We start from the raw sequence: 14764 nt of genomic DNA, 5'->3' as shown, positions 1-14764 counted from the left end.
CAACCGGAGTCTGCCGCGCAGCATGGTCGTGGGGGAGGAACGAGGTGTTCTGCCTCGTGGCCCCGTGGGAGGGGGAGTTCACCCGGTTGACGGCGGTGCACACGGTTCCGGCGGTGCTGGCTCGGGCCGACGGTTGACGTCGGAGCCTGGTGGAGTCACCGGAGGGCCGCGCGTCCCGCGTGAGGGACGCTCCGAATTCACTCAGGGGGGATCGGGGCTCGTGCGCGGGAGCCATGGCCCTGTAACGGCGCCGCACTCCACATCCCTTCCACACGGTGGAAACCAGCGCAATGCCGGGGCCAGGCCGGACTACCTCGAAGAGGACGAGGAGACCTGGTCCGGCGGGCGGCGCAACACCGTTCCACCGGTCATCGAATAGCCTACGGAAGTCGCTCACCTGAGGAGTTACCACTACATGCTGCTTTCATCCCCTGGAGTGCGGCGTCGGGCCCTGTTGGCTTTGGCCGGTGCTCTACTTGTTTCCGCGGGCGGTATCGCGCCGCCCGCGGAGGCGCAGGATGTCCGCTCACGGCAGTGGTATCTCACCGCAATGAAGGCGGACGACATGTGGAAGGTGAGCAAGGGCAAAGGGGTGACTGTCGCAGTCATCGATACAGGGGTCGATGATTCCATCCCCGAATTGCGTGGCCAAGTGTTGGGAGGCGCCGATGTGTCTAATAACCCGACAGGCGCGCGCGCGGACAAGGAGGGTCATGGCACGAACATGGCAGCCTTGATCGCCGGCACGGGAGCCGGAGGGGGAATTCAAGGGGTTGCCCCCGAAGCCAAGATCCTTCCCATCAAGCACATTGCAGATAGGAAAGTAGACTCCGTCGACGGGATTGAGGCGCGGGCAATTCGCTATGCCGCCGATCACGGTGCACGTGTCATCAATATCTCGGCTGGATCGGTGACTGATGGGTCACAGCTCCCCAAAACACAGTCAGCTGTGGAGTACGCGCTCAAGAAGGGAAGCCTGATCTTTGCTGCGGTAGGAAATAATGGCGATGCCGGGAATCAAAAATCTTATCCCGCTGGATTTCCCGGAGTTGTTGGAGTAGGAGCGATCGACCGCAATGGCAACGTAAGCAAGTGGTCAACCTCTGGAGATCAACTTTCACTTGTCGCTCTGGGCGATAACATCCCCATCCACTGCACCAAGACAGAGGGTATCTGCACCTCCGGTGGTACGAGCCAAGCCACCGCCATTGCTTCCGCCTCAGCAGCCCTTATCTGGTCCAAGCATCCCAAGTGGACCAACAATCAAGTCCTACGTGTCATGATGCAGACTGCGGCCAAGCCCACCACCGGCGAGATTCCCAGCATCTATGTCGGCTACGGCTCCATCCGTCCCCGTAAGGTCCTCCTCGACGGAGAGGGAGCCCCCGGCCCCGCCGACGTCAACCCCTTGCTGGCCCGCGAGGGCGCCACGAAGCCGGACCCCTCTGCGTCGGCGTCTGCCTCCGAGTCCCCAAGCACCGACCCACAGTCGACGCCCACGGCCACGGACGACAAAAAGGGCGACAAGAAAACCATCGCGGAGCCCAAGAAAAACGACAACAGTAGCAGTACTCTCTGGATCGCCATTGGCGCAGGCATCGCCGTTCTCCTAGCGGCTGCCGTCGCGATCGCGCTTGTCCGCCGCCGCGGCAGTGCATCGGCCAGCCTATGACGAGCCGTCACTGCCGTGTACCGGACCGGGAACTCCGCCAAGACGCCCCTGGGGAGCCGGGGTGCTGCCGAGCACCTAGCTCTCGTTCAACAAATGAAATAAGCGTGAACGTTGAGCGAGGTGTTGCGGACGCTTACTACAATGTGTAGGACACCTAAAAGCAGTACGATGAACCCCAAGGGGTTCGTGCACAGCGGTGAGTTGAAGAGCGAAACCCCATGTCAACTCACCAACAATTCATGGGGGAAGGTGGAAAATGGGCAAGCAGCGGGTTAGCGACTCAGCGTTCCAGAAATTCACGCAGGAGCTCGACCAGTCCATCCAGGGCTTCGGCAGCAACATGAAGCTCATGGCGGACATCCTCGCCACGGTGGACGCGGGTTGGCAGGGCCAGGGTGCCGGCGCCTTCAAGAAGGCGCAGATGGACCTGGAGCAGGACCACGACGCCGTCCGCCGCCTGGTCGAAGGCATCCGCGAGGCAGTCGCACTGACCCACCGTTCCGGTGGCGCGAACGATGACGACATCGCTGGTCAGCTCAAGAGCATCGACGTCAACGGCTCGGCCGCCGGCGGACACATCACCCCGGGCAGCAGTGTTGGCGGCCTTGGCGCCGGCACCGACGCCCCGATCGCTTCGCACTCGAGGGTCGACGGCTTCTAAGCCACGCAGAACGCAGAAGAGGGTGCCTGGTGGCACCGTGGCACCCCTTCGGAGCCTGACAACAACGCACACAGAACTATCGAGTTGGGGGACACGTGTCTCTGCAAGACGGAATCCTCGTCGATTACGAGTCGGTACAGCAGCTCGCCTCGCAGCTCCGCACCGCGGCTGGCAACGTCCGCAAGGAGATGGACGACATCCAGGCCGCCGTGAAGCGAGTCACCGAAGGCTGGGAGGGTGAGGCCCACCAGGCCATGCTCGCGGCCGAGAAGCAGTTCCAGGCCCGGGCCGACCACATCCAGGGGCTCGTGACGAAGGTCGCGGCGCTGGTCGAGTCGGGTAAGGACTCGTACCGCGAGACCGACGTGAAGGCGTCGAAGCTGTTCAGCCTGGGTTTCTGAGCGATTCGCCTCCGCGATGGGGTGGGCAGCGGTGAGCACCGCCGCCCACCCCATCAGCGTTCTCAGGGAGTCCACGTACGTGCTGGACAGTGACCGGTCCACGCGCCACATGCAAAAGCCGCCGGTGGGGCAGAAGCCCTCACCGGCGGCCGGCAGAAAGAAATAAGGCAGCTCAACCCGCGAGCCAAGCGGAACCCAGGCTTATCGGCTCATTAGTCCAGGTAAATAAGGGCTTCCGTCCGCGCGCTGTCGTAACGTTCCTGCCCGGAGCCGACGAGATGCCGTGACAGACCGGTGTCGACACCGTGGCCGTTCGCCTGAGCCCACCCCGAGACCAAGTGGTTCACCTGCTTCTGTCCGGTGGTGAAGTGATACTCGGTCTCCTGCGCCGCCGCAGCGTTCGCCTGAGCGATCTGGTCCTCTTTCCAGTCATAGGCCCCCGCGTAGAGGATGCGGTAGACGGCATCCGAGATGAACCCGATGGGCTGGCCTTTGAGCGCACTGGCGGCAGCCTGCATACCGCCGGTGATGACGAACTCGGCCGTCTGGGCATGGTTGGCAAACGAGACGGCGTCGTTCTTCTTGTCGCGCGCGATGTCGGAGCTGATGCCGTCGTAAAAACCGAAGACATGCGAAGCACCTTCGATGGCCGCGGCACGTTCGTTGGGGTTGGCGAAGTCCGTCTGGGAAAGGGTCCCAGCGGCGTAGAACCGCTCGGCCTCGAACATCTCGCCGAACGCCTTACCGTCATCCGCCACACCACGCATGATGCGTGTCAGGCTCTCCTTCGGGACGGACATATGGGAATCCTTGCCACCCGTGCCGTCGTGCCACACGCCGTCCTTGTCCATGTATGGACCGGTGCCGGTCAGGATCTCATGGGTTTCGGGCGTGTAGTCGACGAGCATGCGGCCCAGGTTCGTCCGCAGGTTGTCGGGTATATGGGTTCCCTTGCGGCCGTCGTCGAGGATCGTGATCGTGTCGTGCATCACCCGGGACTCGGCTTCGGTGTGATAGCCGAGAACGTGGTCCGCGCCCGGGACATCCCCGGTGGCGGCCGCCTCCAGCGCCGCGCCAAAGCCCACACGGTTGAAAGGGAGGTCGGACGTGTGGACCGATATGCTGCTGGGCGTGGCCGTTGTCGGCCAGTCACGATCCTTGAGTAGATATTTCAGGTGATCGTTCTTTCCGTCTGCGCCGGGGTCGAGGAACGATGTCGCAACGTTCGGCTGCTGGCTCATGATGCCGAGCAGGCTGTCGAGCGGGTCGGCCGCTATGCCCTTGTGGGGGGCCAAACCGGCGCCCTGCCACATGGTCCACCTGCCGGTCCCGTACTTGTCGCTCTTCTCCAGGGCGATGATGTCGTTGCCAACATCGGTCAGGAACTGCTTCCCGTAGTTCTTTCCGTGAGTCATCAGCTCCACGAACGACTGATAACCGTAGAGCGGGACCGTCCCCCCGTCGAAGTCCTTCGCACCCGCCTTGCGCAGGCCCTCGCGCCACTTGTTGTAGAAGGGGTCGGAGGGTGACTTGGTCGCGGTGGCCAGCGAGGTGGCGACGCCTTCCTGGAGGGCGCGGAAGTCCTTCTCGTTGTCGCCCTTGGCTCGGTCGTTGAACTTGAGGTTCAGATCGATGACGCCCTTGGGGCCGATACCGTCCAGAAACGTCTGACTGAACGCCTTGTTGTACTCGTTGTCCCGGAACAGCCGCTTGAACTCGGCCATCTCCTTGTCGCTGAGCTTGTCGCCGGAGTTGATTCTGGTCGCGAGCTCCTCGGCTTCCTTGCCCTCGACCTTCTCGATGTCGCCTTCAGCCTTGTTGTTGAACCCGTTGACTGCGCCGTCGATGGGATTGGGGTCCTCCACGGCTGCCTTGAGCGCGAGCTTCACGCCCTGGTCCGCGTCGTCGACGGCTCTGACCGCCGCCTCGATGTGCCGGGTCCACGACTGCTCGATGTTGCGCAGATCCGGGTCATGGCGCGCGGCATTCGCATCGGCCGTGCTGGCCTTCGAGTAGTCGTAACTCGCGATGCCGGCGTCCGAGACCTTCATCCCGGCCTTCTCCGCGTCCGCGACCGCGGACTTCACCTTCCCGCGCAGCTCCACGAACTGGCTGTGCGCGTCCCGTAGGATCGAGGCGATGGCGCGGGCTTCCTTGGGCGCCGCGGTGAATTGGTCATGGGTCAATTGCATGTTGGGGCGCGCGACGATGTACGCCTGACCGGACCAGTTTCCGTCGGTCGAGACCGTTTTGACCTTGCTGTCGTAGATTCTCTGGACTGCCTCGAACTTCTTGGCGGCCTCGTCCCATTTGGTGGCGGCCGTCTCGAGGAGGGACAGGTCGATGGTCATGACCTGGTGGTACGTGAGCAACGAGCCCCCCTAGCGGTAGTAGTCCGAGATGCGAGACGAGAACGGAACGTTGTCCGAGGACTGGGTGGGCGGAACGGCCGTGGTGAGATCCGACCCGACGAGGAAGTCATTGGTCAGGAAATACTTGTTGGTCCCACTCAGTGCGGACTTCTCCTGCGTGAGGCGTGTCTGAAGCGCCTTGACCGAGGTGTGCCACCCCTTGAGGGCATCAGTGATCCCACTCCCGGTGGCCCAGTCCTTGAACTCCTTCTCGGCCTTCTCGGTTGATTCGTCGACGCACTCGCCGGCCGTCTTCGTCTGCGGCTGGACATCGTCTTCCAAGGCCTTGGCGGCGCTCTTCTTCTTGGATGCGCTGGACTTCAGGTTGAGCGATCCAGGCAGGCTCGGGCCAGGGGGGTCGGTCTGGTTGAGCCGCATGTGGGTGGACTTCTGCCCCGCCACAGCATCGGTGCGGAGCTTGGACCACTCGTCCTCAAAAGTCATGATTCCCCCATGGCTAGGCATCAAGTGGCGCGTCGCATAAGGCGATTAGCCTTCCGAAGTTAGCACGCTGGTGCCTTGTTATTCACCCCTTTCCGGGCACACTGGTCGAACGATCGGTCGGTTTGTGTGCTTCGGCCCTTGCCTGCACCGGTTCTCCTTGCGGAGGATGACGTAACGACTACGCCGTGTACCGGAGGCTCGAACCAGGGGTGTCCGAAGGGGAAACTTACGGGGTTAGACGCGAGTTCGTCTACGCGGGTTCCAGGTTGAACTTCATTCACAGGTTACGAGTTGCCTGCGGCCCTGGTGTTGGCCTGGACCTTAAGTCATCGCGTCCGTGCTGTGGGTTAGCGGAGTGTTAAGTTGAGGGCGCTTCTTGTTCTGTGCCCTCAGTTGAGAGTGTCCGCCGCGGCAGCATAGACGAAGGCGCGCCAGGCGGCAGCGCTGAATGAGGTGTGGGCAAGGTCGGGGCGCTTGGAGTCCCTGACCAGTATGTGCTCGTCGGCTATTGCGAACCCAACACCGTCATCGTTACCTCCGCTCTGCGAATTCTTCTTCCAGCGAGTCCCTTCGGAGCGAAATGCTGCACGTGTGGTGTTAATGTTCTTCATTTTGTAGCTCCTTTGCAATTGAACTGAATCCCAAGCGCGCGGTCCCGTAGTTGGTCGAAAACCTCGATGTACCGGTCCACATCCTCCGGGTCCACAAAGTAGACGGTGTGAGGTTCTCGGACCACACTACTTCGGGAGTTGGCGTGGGAAAATCCATGACCATGAACGATCCATAGAGGCCGGCATGCGCGCCGGCTGCGAAGGGCAGGAACTGGATGGTGATGCGCGGATACTCTGAGGCATGCGCCAGTCGCTCCAGTTGCTGTCGCACTACCTCTGTCGAGCAGACGTGGTGCCGGATTGCAGCTTCGTTGATGACTGCCCACAGCTTGGACGCGGACGGTATACGGATCACTTGTTTCGCCACGAACACCGCAGGCCATCCGATTGCCGAGCTGGAGCTCCGTCATTGGCTGCGGGGCCGCGCGGAGGACCGGATCCGTGCCGCCCGGGGCATCGGCCTGCGGCACCTTCCCCTGCACGCGGCCGCGCAGAACCGGGTGTGGCTGGAGATCGTGCAGATCGCGCTCGTCCTGCTGGCCTGGATGCCCATGCTCGCCCTGATCGGCAAAGCCCATCACTGGGAGCCCTATCGCCTGCGGCTCCGCGTGTGGTAAGCGCGGCCGGACAACTCGTCACCACCGGCCGCCGCCGGATCCTCCACCTTGCCGGCCACTGGCCTTGGGCTCACGACATCGCGGCCCTCGACCGGCTCGCTCAACTCCCGAACCCCGGCTGACCGACACTTTCCCCGTCCCGGCAACCTATCCGACTCGGAGCAGTGGATTCCGGCACCCGCCCGGTGCGACAACCGGGCCGCTGACTTGCCCAACGTCAACCACACAAAGCGAAACGGTCCACCGACTCCGTTGGCAGACCGTCACGAAAGATCGAGGTTAGCGAACGGCTGGCTTGTCCCAGTGGATGGTTACGGGGCCGTCCGGCAGTTTGTCGGCTCCGGGGCACCTGAACCAATTCTGGGTCAGGTCACGGACCGCCTGAGCGGTAAATGCGGCTAAGGAAGACAGTCCGCTGGTCGACTCGTCCAGCTTACTTCCTGCCTCCAGTTTGTCCTGCACAACGGAGGCGTTTGTGCCTATAAGAATTGTATTTGAAACCGATCTCGGGATCGACTTGCAGGATAAATATAGTTCAATGCTACCCCTGGGTGACATATATCCGTAGGCGTCACCGAGGGAGACAGGGATCTCCTTGCGCTGGGCGCGTTTCTCTCCTAGAGCATCCTCATATGTTACGGAAATTGTCTCTCCGCCACTTTTGATGATGCAGTGTCCCAGAGATGTCCATGCATTGAAGTTATAGGTGTCCTCCTGTGGCTTCGTCCCCTTGTTGGGCAATAGGGGCTCTGCCCTATCTCCAGATATGCGATGATTGCAGAGGGTTTCAGGGAAACTTGTGGTGTCGCTGTCTGAGTGTGAATCGTAGATAGCCCACCATGCCCCGGTTCCGGCGGTCAGCAAGATCAGGGCGGCTGTAATTCCTCTGCCTAGGCCTGAGTTCGATGATCTGAGCAGCATCTACAAAATACCTGCTTTCTTCAGGAATTCTCGCCGGAATTTGCTTCGTATGCCGAGTTGTAAACGCTGTCGGCGGCATTCTTTACGTTGTCGCTTTTCATGTTAAGGCCTGCGTCTCTCGCTGCAAGGAGGAACGCCTTTGTTGATGCCTGGCCTATGCGATCGTGCTCGGTATCCAGGAATGCTTTCCGATTCCTTTCGAGCTGCTTGACTACATCGTCTGAACTCTCTACCTGATGGCCCAGGATGGCTTCCCGGAAGTCCTCGATTACCCATCCTGCAACTTCGCCGGCCACTGGGATGTTATCTAGGGTACTCATCCCTAGGTCCACGAATCGACCGAGCCATGCGTCTCCGCGTTCCAGTGACTCGTTGTATTCATCGATCTTCTCTAGGCTGTTGTCGGCTGCCGCTATCGCATGGGCTCGACCCTCGGCGGTGACGCCCTCGAGTCGCGCTCCCGCGGCGGCGGCAATCGCGGCAACGCCCTTGAGGTCCTTGCTGTCTCCGCACTGTGCTACTACTTCGCGGAACATTTCAGTTGTCACGGCCTGCTGGGCGTGTGTGATGGTTGAGTATGCCTTGGGATCCTCTGCAGTTGTTTCCAAGAACAGGTCCAGTGCACCCCTTTCTCTTGTGAAATCTGGCTCAGCTCCAGTGTGTCTGATGTAACCACTATGATCTCCGCCCGCGTAAACTCGCTGAATATCGTGCATGTATTCAGCCGACATATTTCCAAGGCTGCCGACGATCGGAGTGAATTCGCCGTCACTCTTGAAGAGCTCTGGGTTTGCGGCCACCTTTTTCACGATCGAGCGGAAGACATCTGCCTCCGCCTGCGTGTGGTCTTTTGAAGGGGCGTCGCCGCCGTACGGGTCCCCGGATGTGGCGGACTCAAGGGCGTGCCCTAGCGCTTCCATGCCGTAGATCTTGTCCTCGGCGTCCGGGGAGCCCGTTCCGCCTGTGGCGTCGGGGAGCCACTGACGTGCGTTCTCTCCGTGCTTGTCGCCCAGGAAGTAGTCGAGGTTGCTGAGCTTCTCGAGGCCGTCGGTCGTGCCTTCACCCGTGGAGTCGCCAAAGAACTTCGTCGATGCTTCTGGGTTGTGCGCGAGACTTTCCAGAAGCCCGGTCATGGGGTCCCATCCAGGGCCGCCCTTCTTGTCGAGATTGAGTCCGAATTTCTCCATTCCGTCACCAGCGTATGCGTTATCCGCCCATGCCCACGCCCTCGGGTGCTTGCGCTCGAAGGTGACCATGTCCTCTGCGATGGGAGTGAGGAACTCTTTGTCGTAGTTTCCGTGGCGTAGCAGGGTCGAGAGCACTTGATAGCCCCGTGGTTCAACCCGTGCGTTATTCATAGAGAGTCGGAGTCGCTCGCGGCCAATCTGCTTGAGTTCTGTCTGCCACGACTTCCCGAGGTAGTCCTTGTCCTCGCGGAAGGCGGTGTTGGGGTCGTCCTTCCCGGTGGGGGGCCGAGTCGCCGTTGCGAGGCTCTCGCCCATGCTCGTCTGAATGCTTTGGGCGAGCTTGAGCTGTGTTTTGTCGCCCTCTGCCGAAGCGTCGAGGGCGATCTGGGCCTGAAAGCGCAGGGCATCCTTCGGGCCTAGGGCCTTGTAGAAATCGACAGCGAACTCGCGGTCCTTGGAGTTCTGTGCGAATAGCCGCTTGAGCTCGGCGAGTTCCGTGATGCTGAGCTCACCACCGTCCCGGTACTTAGCGAGGCTTTTCCTGGCAAGCTGAACTGCCCGCGCGGACTGGGCATCGTCCAGGGAATCGTATTTCGCGTGGCCGAAGTTGTGGCTGTCGTTGCCGTGAATCCTATTCAGGGCGCTTGACGCGGAGTTGTCGATCTCATCAGCCTGAGCGATGAGTTTGATGATCCGGCGCTCCAAGCGGTCTTTGTAGTCGAGCTGCGCCTGCGTCTGCACGTCATTGGTGTCGCGTCGATGCACATAAACACACGACACCGTGCCGTCCGGTAGACCGGTGACCTGAATGAACTTGTTCTTGGCGTCGACGTCCACGGCCTCCTTGAGTGATGATTGGAGTGCCACGAGTTCCTCGTGGGCGTCGCGGAGAATAGCCCAGATGGCTTTGGCCTCGGCGTGGGCGTCGCCGAACTCTTTGCCGGTCTTGCGAACGAAGGGCCTGGTGACATCGGCGTTGACGCCGGCCCAACGGGCGGCCTCGGACTGTTTCACCATGCCGTCCCTGGCATCCGTAGCCAGGGTTTCGAGTTGGTCCATCATCTCCTTCCAGTCGTCGGCTGCTGAGCCGAGGCCGGCGAACGAGACGTGATACAGGTCGTCGAAAGTCAGGCTTGCCATGTGCGGTCCCCCTCCCGTCCCCTACTTGTAGTACTTGGAAATCTCGGAGACCGGCATGGCGGTCCCGTCCCGGCGTGCCATGTCAGTGGCGATCTTCGCGTCCGTATGGGCCTGCGAGCTCTTCGAGTAGTCGAGGTGGTTGGAAATATGGGCGCAGGCCTGTAACAGCGTCTTGAGCTGGTCGTTCCAGATCACGGCCATGTTGGTGAGGGCGCCGCCCAAGGTGAAGTGATGGGTGGTGAGCGAACTGGCGGCCTTGGCGGTCGAGCCGTCGTCCTTCGCTCCACGGGTCATGTCGCCCGCCTTCTTGAGACGGTCGTGGAGTAAGAAGGCCTCGTGGCCGACCCGTCCCAGATCGTCTTGGTGCACGATCAGGTCGCCGGAGCCGCCGCCACCCCCGGACGAGCCCTTGCCGGCTTCGTTGAGACGCATGCGCGTCGTCGCCTCGGCCCGGAGTCCGTTCCACTCTTCTTCGAACGACACGCTTCTCTCCCCTGGTGTGCGTGTTCGAGCGTCAAAGTCATAAGTCACGCTCAGCTTAGGGGAGTTGACCGTACGTGTGGGTAGCCGGCGGGGCGTGTCGCCGTACAAAAAGACCTCTGCCCCGGGCCGGCGGCCCAGGGCAGAGGTCTGTGGTTGCTCGAAGGTGCAGGCTTACTGGTCCGGGAGCCATCCAAGCTGCACCAGCGGCGTTCCCCGCTTGCGGGAGACGAAGAAGCCGCGGCCCGGGGGCATGGGGCGGGGGCGGACGCCGCCCAGGAGGTCGCCTTCCGTCGGGTCGCCGGAGAGCAGTACGCCCTGGGCGCCGAGTTCCTTGATGCGCTGCATGAAGGATTCGAACATCGATCGGGAGGCGCCCGCGGAGTTACGGGCGATGATGAAGCGCATGCCGACGTCGCGCGCGAAGGGGAGGTTGTCGGTGAGGACGGCCATGGGGTTGCCGCTGCTGGTGGAGACGAGTTCGTAGTCGTCGATGATGACGAAGAACTGCGGTCCGCTCCACCAGCTGCGGTCGCGGAGCTGCTGGGGGGTGATGTCGGGCTTGGGGGCGCGGCGTTCCATGAGGCCGTTGAGGGCGGTGGTGTGGACCTGGAGGGCTGAGGCGATCGGCGCGTATTCCAGGAGGTGGGTGTCGGGGATGACGTCGAGCAGGGAGCGGCGGTAGTCGCCGACCACGATCTTCGCCTCGTCCGGGCCGTAGCGTTCGGTGATCTGCTTGGCGATGAGGCGCAGCAGAGCCGTCTTGCCGGATTCGCTCTCGCCGAAGACGAGGAAGAAGGGGTCGGATTCGAAATCGACGAAGACGGGTTCGAGGTTGGTCTCGTCGATGCCGATCGCGATGCCGTGCTGCGGGTATTCGAAGCCCTTGGGGAGGTCTTCGGCGCGGAGCCGGCGGGGGAGGAGGCGTACGCGGGGGGCGTGCGGGCCGTTCCAGCCGCTGCGCACCGCGCTGATGAGCTCGCCGAGGGCGTCCGTGATGTCGTCGGGGTCGCTGCCCGAGTCGATACGCGGCTGGGCGCCCATGAAGTGGAGCTTCTCCGGGAGCTGGCCGCGGCCGGGGACGCCCGGGGGCACGTTCGCGGCGACCTTACGGTCGAACTCGGAGTCCATGGTGTCGCCGAGGCGCATCTCGAGGCGGTTGAGGAGCTGGTCCTTCAGAGAGGCGCGGACTTCCATGTTGCGGGAGGCCGTGACGACGATGTGGATGCCGTAGCCGAGGCCGCGGCTCGCGATATCGGCTACGACCCCTTCCAGCATGTCGTACTCCTGCCGGAAGTTGGCCCAGCCGTCGATGACGAGGAAGACGTCGCCCCAGCCCTGTTCCGTGTGCTCACCGCGGGACCGCTGCCGCCGGTAGGTGGCGATCGAGTCGACGTTCTTGGCGCGGAAGTACTCCTCGCGCCGGGCCAGGATGCCCGCCACCTCGGCGATGGTGCGCCGTACCCGCTCCGGGTCCAGCCGGGAGGCGACGCCGCCCACATGCGGCAGGTCGGCGACGGCGCTCATGCCGCCACCGCCGAAGTCCAGGCCGTAGAACTGCACCTCGGCGGGGGTGTGGGTGAGCGCGAAGGCGGCGATCAGGGTGCGCATCAGCGTGGACTTGCCGGACTGCGGGCCGCCGACGACCAGCATGTGACCGGCGGCGCCGGAGAAGTCGCGGTAGAGCACGTCACGCCGCTGTTCGAAGGGCTTGTCGATGAGGCCGAGCGGAACGACGAGGTTGCCCAGGCGGGGGTATTCGGGCGCGGTGAGACCCCGGCCCTCGACCGGGGACAGCGGCGGCAGCAGCTGGTCCAGCGAGGGCGCCTCGTCCAGCGGCGGGAGCCAGACCTGGTGGGCCGGGGCGCCCTGGCCCTCCAGCCGGCGGACGATGACGTCGAGGACCGTGTCGGCCAGCGCGTCGTCCTCCTGGCGGGACGGGGTGGTCAGCGCCGCCGGGTCCGGGGTGGTGTAGGTGACCGGGACCGGGGAGGCCGTGAAGAGCACCGGCCGGCGCTCGATGGGCAGCGAGGTGCCGTCGAAGTCGGCGCGCGCCGCCCCCGTGCGGTACACGCCGGAGACGTACGCGGCCTTGAAGCGCGTCATTTCGTCCGTGCCGAACTTCAGATAGCCGGAGCCGGGGACGGACGGGAGGTGGTACGCGTCCGGCACGCCCAGCGCCGTACGGGACTCGGCCGCGGAGAAGGTCCGCAGACCGATGCGGTACGACAGGTAGGTCTCCAGGCCGCGCAGCCGGCCCTCCTCCAGCCGCTGCGAGGCCAGCAGCAGATGCACACCCAGGGAGCGGCCGATGCGGCCGATCTGGATGAACATGTCGATGAAGTCGGGCTTGGCCGTCAGCAGCTCGCTGAACTCGTCGATCACCAGGACGAGTGAGGCCACGGGCTCCAGCGGGGCGCCGGCCGCCCGCGCCTTCTCGTAGTCGTGGATGTTCGCGTAGTTGCCGGCCGCGCGCAGCAGCTCCTGGCGCCGCTGGAGCTCACCGGTGATCGAGTCGCGCATGCGGTCGACGAGCGTCAGGTCGTCCGCGAGGTTGGTGATGACCGCCGCCACGTGCGGCAGGTGTGACATTCCCGCGAAGGTCGCACCACCCTTGAAGTCCGCGAGGACGAAGTTCAGCGTCTCGGACGAGTGGGTGACCGCGAGCCCCAGCACCAGGGTGCGCAGCAGCTCGGACTTGCCGGAGCCGGTGGCGCCGACGCACAGGCCGTGCGGGCCCATGCCGTCCTGCGCCGCCTCCTTGAGGTCCAGCATGACCGGCGAGCCGTCCTCGCCAACCCCGATCGGCACCCGCAGCCGCTCGGCCACCGAGCGCGGCCGCCAGGTGCGCGTGACATCCACCGAGCCCGCGTCGCCGAGCCCCAGCAGATCGGTGAAGTCGAGGTTGGCCAGCAGCGGTTCGTCGTCGTCGCCCCCGCCCATCCGCAGCGGCGCCAGCTGCCGGGCGAGCGCGTCCGCGGCCTCCAGCGACAGCAGGTCCGGGACGCCGTCGTACGCCGCGACCTGCGACAGCAGCTCGAGCTTCCCCGGCCGCACGATCACCGAGAGACCGCCGCGCAGCTCGTCGAGGTCGCCCGGCACCACCTCGAGGACGGTGACACCCTGAAGGCCCTCCTGCGCCGCGAACGCCGACTCCGGCGGCACCATCCCGCCGTCCAGCACGACCACCACATGCGGCTGGTCGAGCAGCGGCTGCGCGTCCTTGCTGAACCGGGACCGCCCCTCCAGGCGCCCCTTGAGCAGCTCCTCCAGCTCCGCGAGGGAGTCGCTGAACAGCCGTCGCGAGCCGGCCCCGTCGATCGCGCCCGGCACCTGGAGGTGCGGCAGCCACTTCGTCCAGTCCCAGTAGGGCGCCGCGCTGCGCGGCGCGACCACCGCGATGACGAGGTCCTCGGGCGAGTGGAGGGTGACCAGGTGGGCGACCAGCGCCCGCGCCGCGGCCCGCACCGAATCCGGCTCCCCGGACACCGTCACGTGGTAGAAGGCGCGCAGCGACACCGCCATCGGCATCTGCTCGAGCGATCCCTGGGTCGCCAGGAACTTCTGCATGGCGCCCGCCGTCAGCGGCTCCAGGTCGTCGACCGCGGCCGTGTCGGGGGCGACCAGCGGGGTGGACAGCTGCTGTGAGCCGAGCCCGATCCGGATCTGCCCGAAGTCGTTGTCGCTCGCCCGCCGTTCCCACACCCGGCTGCCCTGGGCCACGATCGACCACAGCTGGTCGGGGGAGGGGTGCAGATAGAACTGCGCGTCGCGCTGCGACCGTGCGGTGCGCCGGATCGTACGGCGGGTCTGCGCGAGGTACTTGAGGTAGTCGCGGCGCATGTCCGCGAGCTGCCCCTGGGAGCCCTGCCGGTGCCGGATGAACATCGCCACGGTCATGCCGAGCGTGGAGAACATCATCATCACGCCCATGATCTTCATCATCGGCGCGGCGCCGGGCATGAAGAAGTAGACCATCGACGAAGCCATGCCCAGCGTGGGCAGCAGCTGCATCAGAACGCCCTCTTGCTGGCCACGCGGCAGCTCAGGGGGCGATTCGAGGCGGAGTTCCTCGCTCGGCACCTCGGGCGGGAGGGCCCGCGGTTGGCGCTTGACGACGACCTGGCTCACCGGATCCCTCAACCCCTCCACGCAGATGAACAGTTCCTCTCCGGCACCCCCGTGGCGACGGACTCCCTCTGCGAGACGGCGATCCTAC

The 14764-nt window shown here is 64.0% G+C and carries 11 protein-coding genes and 1 pseudogene; 4 read left to right on the top strand and 8 right to left on the bottom strand.

Features of this window, described 5'->3' with window-relative positions; all coding sequences use genetic code 11:
- The first annotated feature begins 415 nt into the window (after window positions 1-415).
- The 3 genes from mycP (at window position 416) to ACH4S9_RS42205 (ending at window position 2734) form a co-directional block, all read left to right on the top strand.
- A complete protein-coding gene (gene mycP, locus ACH4S9_RS42215) occupies window positions 416-1672 on the top strand; it encodes a type VII secretion-associated serine protease mycosin (protein ID WP_398376971.1) in 1257 nt (418 codons plus the stop codon).
- Between the two features lie 256 nt (window positions 1673-1928).
- Window positions 1929-2333, top strand: a complete 405-nt coding sequence (locus ACH4S9_RS42210) for a WXG100 family type VII secretion target (RefSeq protein WP_385347710.1) — start codon at window positions 1929-1931, stop codon at window positions 2331-2333.
- 95 nt (window positions 2334-2428) lie between these two features.
- Window positions 2429-2734, top strand: coding sequence for a WXG100 family type VII secretion target (locus ACH4S9_RS42205; RefSeq protein WP_358847801.1), 306 nt, complete (start codon window positions 2429-2431; stop codon window positions 2732-2734).
- A gap of 212 nt (window positions 2735-2946) precedes the next feature.
- On the opposite strand, the gene ACH4S9_RS42200 is transcribed toward ACH4S9_RS42205, so the two are convergent.
- From ACH4S9_RS42200 to ACH4S9_RS42185, 4 genes are all read right to left on the bottom strand, one after another.
- Window positions 2947-5085, bottom strand: coding sequence for a hypothetical protein (locus ACH4S9_RS42200; protein ID WP_398376969.1), 2139 nt, complete (start codon window positions 5083-5085; stop codon window positions 2947-2949).
- Window positions 5086-5115: 30 nt separating this feature from the next.
- The gene (locus tag ACH4S9_RS42195) at window positions 5116-5589 is read right to left on the bottom strand and encodes a hypothetical protein (RefSeq protein ID WP_398376968.1); all 474 of its coding nucleotides are present in this window, start codon (window positions 5587-5589) and stop codon (window positions 5116-5118) included.
- A 389-nt stretch (window positions 5590-5978) separates the two neighbouring features.
- Complete coding sequence (locus ACH4S9_RS42190) at window positions 5979-6200, bottom strand: DUF397 domain-containing protein (protein ID WP_398376966.1); 222 nt, start codon at window positions 6198-6200, stop codon at window positions 5979-5981.
- Entirely contained in the window at window positions 6187-6555 is a 369-nt protein-coding gene (locus ACH4S9_RS42185; protein WP_398376965.1) for a Scr1 family TA system antitoxin-like transcriptional regulator, read from the bottom strand. The genes ACH4S9_RS42190 and ACH4S9_RS42185 overlap by 14 nt, the downstream gene beginning before the upstream one ends.
- Between ACH4S9_RS42185 and ACH4S9_RS42180 the strand changes: the two are divergent.
- A pseudogene (locus ACH4S9_RS42180) lies at window positions 6533-6939 on the top strand (transposase); the annotation flags it as partial. The gene ACH4S9_RS42185 and the pseudogene ACH4S9_RS42180 overlap by 23 nt on opposite strands.
- A gap of 157 nt (window positions 6940-7096) precedes the next feature.
- On the opposite strand, the gene ACH4S9_RS42175 reads toward ACH4S9_RS42180, so the two are convergent.
- From ACH4S9_RS42175 to eccCa, 4 genes are all read right to left on the bottom strand, one after another.
- Window positions 7097-7738 (bottom strand): hypothetical protein, encoded by a 642-nt coding sequence (locus ACH4S9_RS42175; protein ID WP_398376963.1) that lies wholly within the window; start codon window positions 7736-7738, stop codon window positions 7097-7099.
- A gap of 20 nt (window positions 7739-7758) precedes the next feature.
- On the bottom strand, window positions 7759-10065 hold the full coding sequence (locus ACH4S9_RS42170) for a hypothetical protein (protein ID WP_398376962.1): 2307 nt from the start codon (window positions 10063-10065) through the stop codon (window positions 7759-7761).
- Between the two features lie 21 nt (window positions 10066-10086).
- A complete protein-coding gene (locus ACH4S9_RS42165) occupies window positions 10087-10548 on the bottom strand; it encodes a hypothetical protein (protein ID WP_398376961.1) in 462 nt (153 codons plus the stop codon).
- 171 nt (window positions 10549-10719) lie between these two features.
- Entirely contained in the window at window positions 10720-14676 is a 3957-nt protein-coding gene (gene eccCa, locus ACH4S9_RS42160; protein WP_398376960.1) for a type VII secretion protein EccCa, read from the bottom strand.
- Between the last annotated feature and the right edge of the window lie 88 nt (window positions 14677-14764).

The organism is Streptomyces sp. NPDC021225 (genome assembly GCF_044332865.1).
GTDB lineage: Bacteria > Actinomycetota > Actinomycetes > Streptomycetales > Streptomycetaceae > Streptomyces.
This window is presented reverse-complemented; position numbering and strand designations above follow the sequence as displayed.

Coding starts and splice junctions, on each gene's coding strand:
- ACH4S9_RS42190 (WP_398376966.1), bottom strand. CDS start 6,200: ATGAAGAACATTAACACCACACGTGCAGCATTTCGCTCCGAAGGGACT.
- ACH4S9_RS42195 (WP_398376968.1), bottom strand. CDS start 5,589: ATGACTTTTGAGGACGAGTGGTCCAAGCTCCGCACCGATGCTGTGGCG.
- ACH4S9_RS42170 (WP_398376962.1), bottom strand. CDS start 10,065: ATGGCAAGCCTGACTTTCGACGACCTGTATCACGTCTCGTTCGCCGGC.
- mycP (WP_398376971.1), top strand. CDS start 416: ATGCTGCTTTCATCCCCTGGAGTGCGGCGTCGGGCCCTGTTGGCTTTG.
- ACH4S9_RS42200 (WP_398376969.1), bottom strand. CDS start 5,085: ATGACCATCGACCTGTCCCTCCTCGAGACGGCCGCCACCAAATGGGAC.
- ACH4S9_RS42175 (WP_398376963.1), bottom strand. CDS start 7,738: ATGCTGCTCAGATCATCGAACTCAGGCCTAGGCAGAGGAATTACAGCC.
- ACH4S9_RS42210 (WP_385347710.1), top strand. CDS start 1,929: ATGGGCAAGCAGCGGGTTAGCGACTCAGCGTTCCAGAAATTCACGCAG.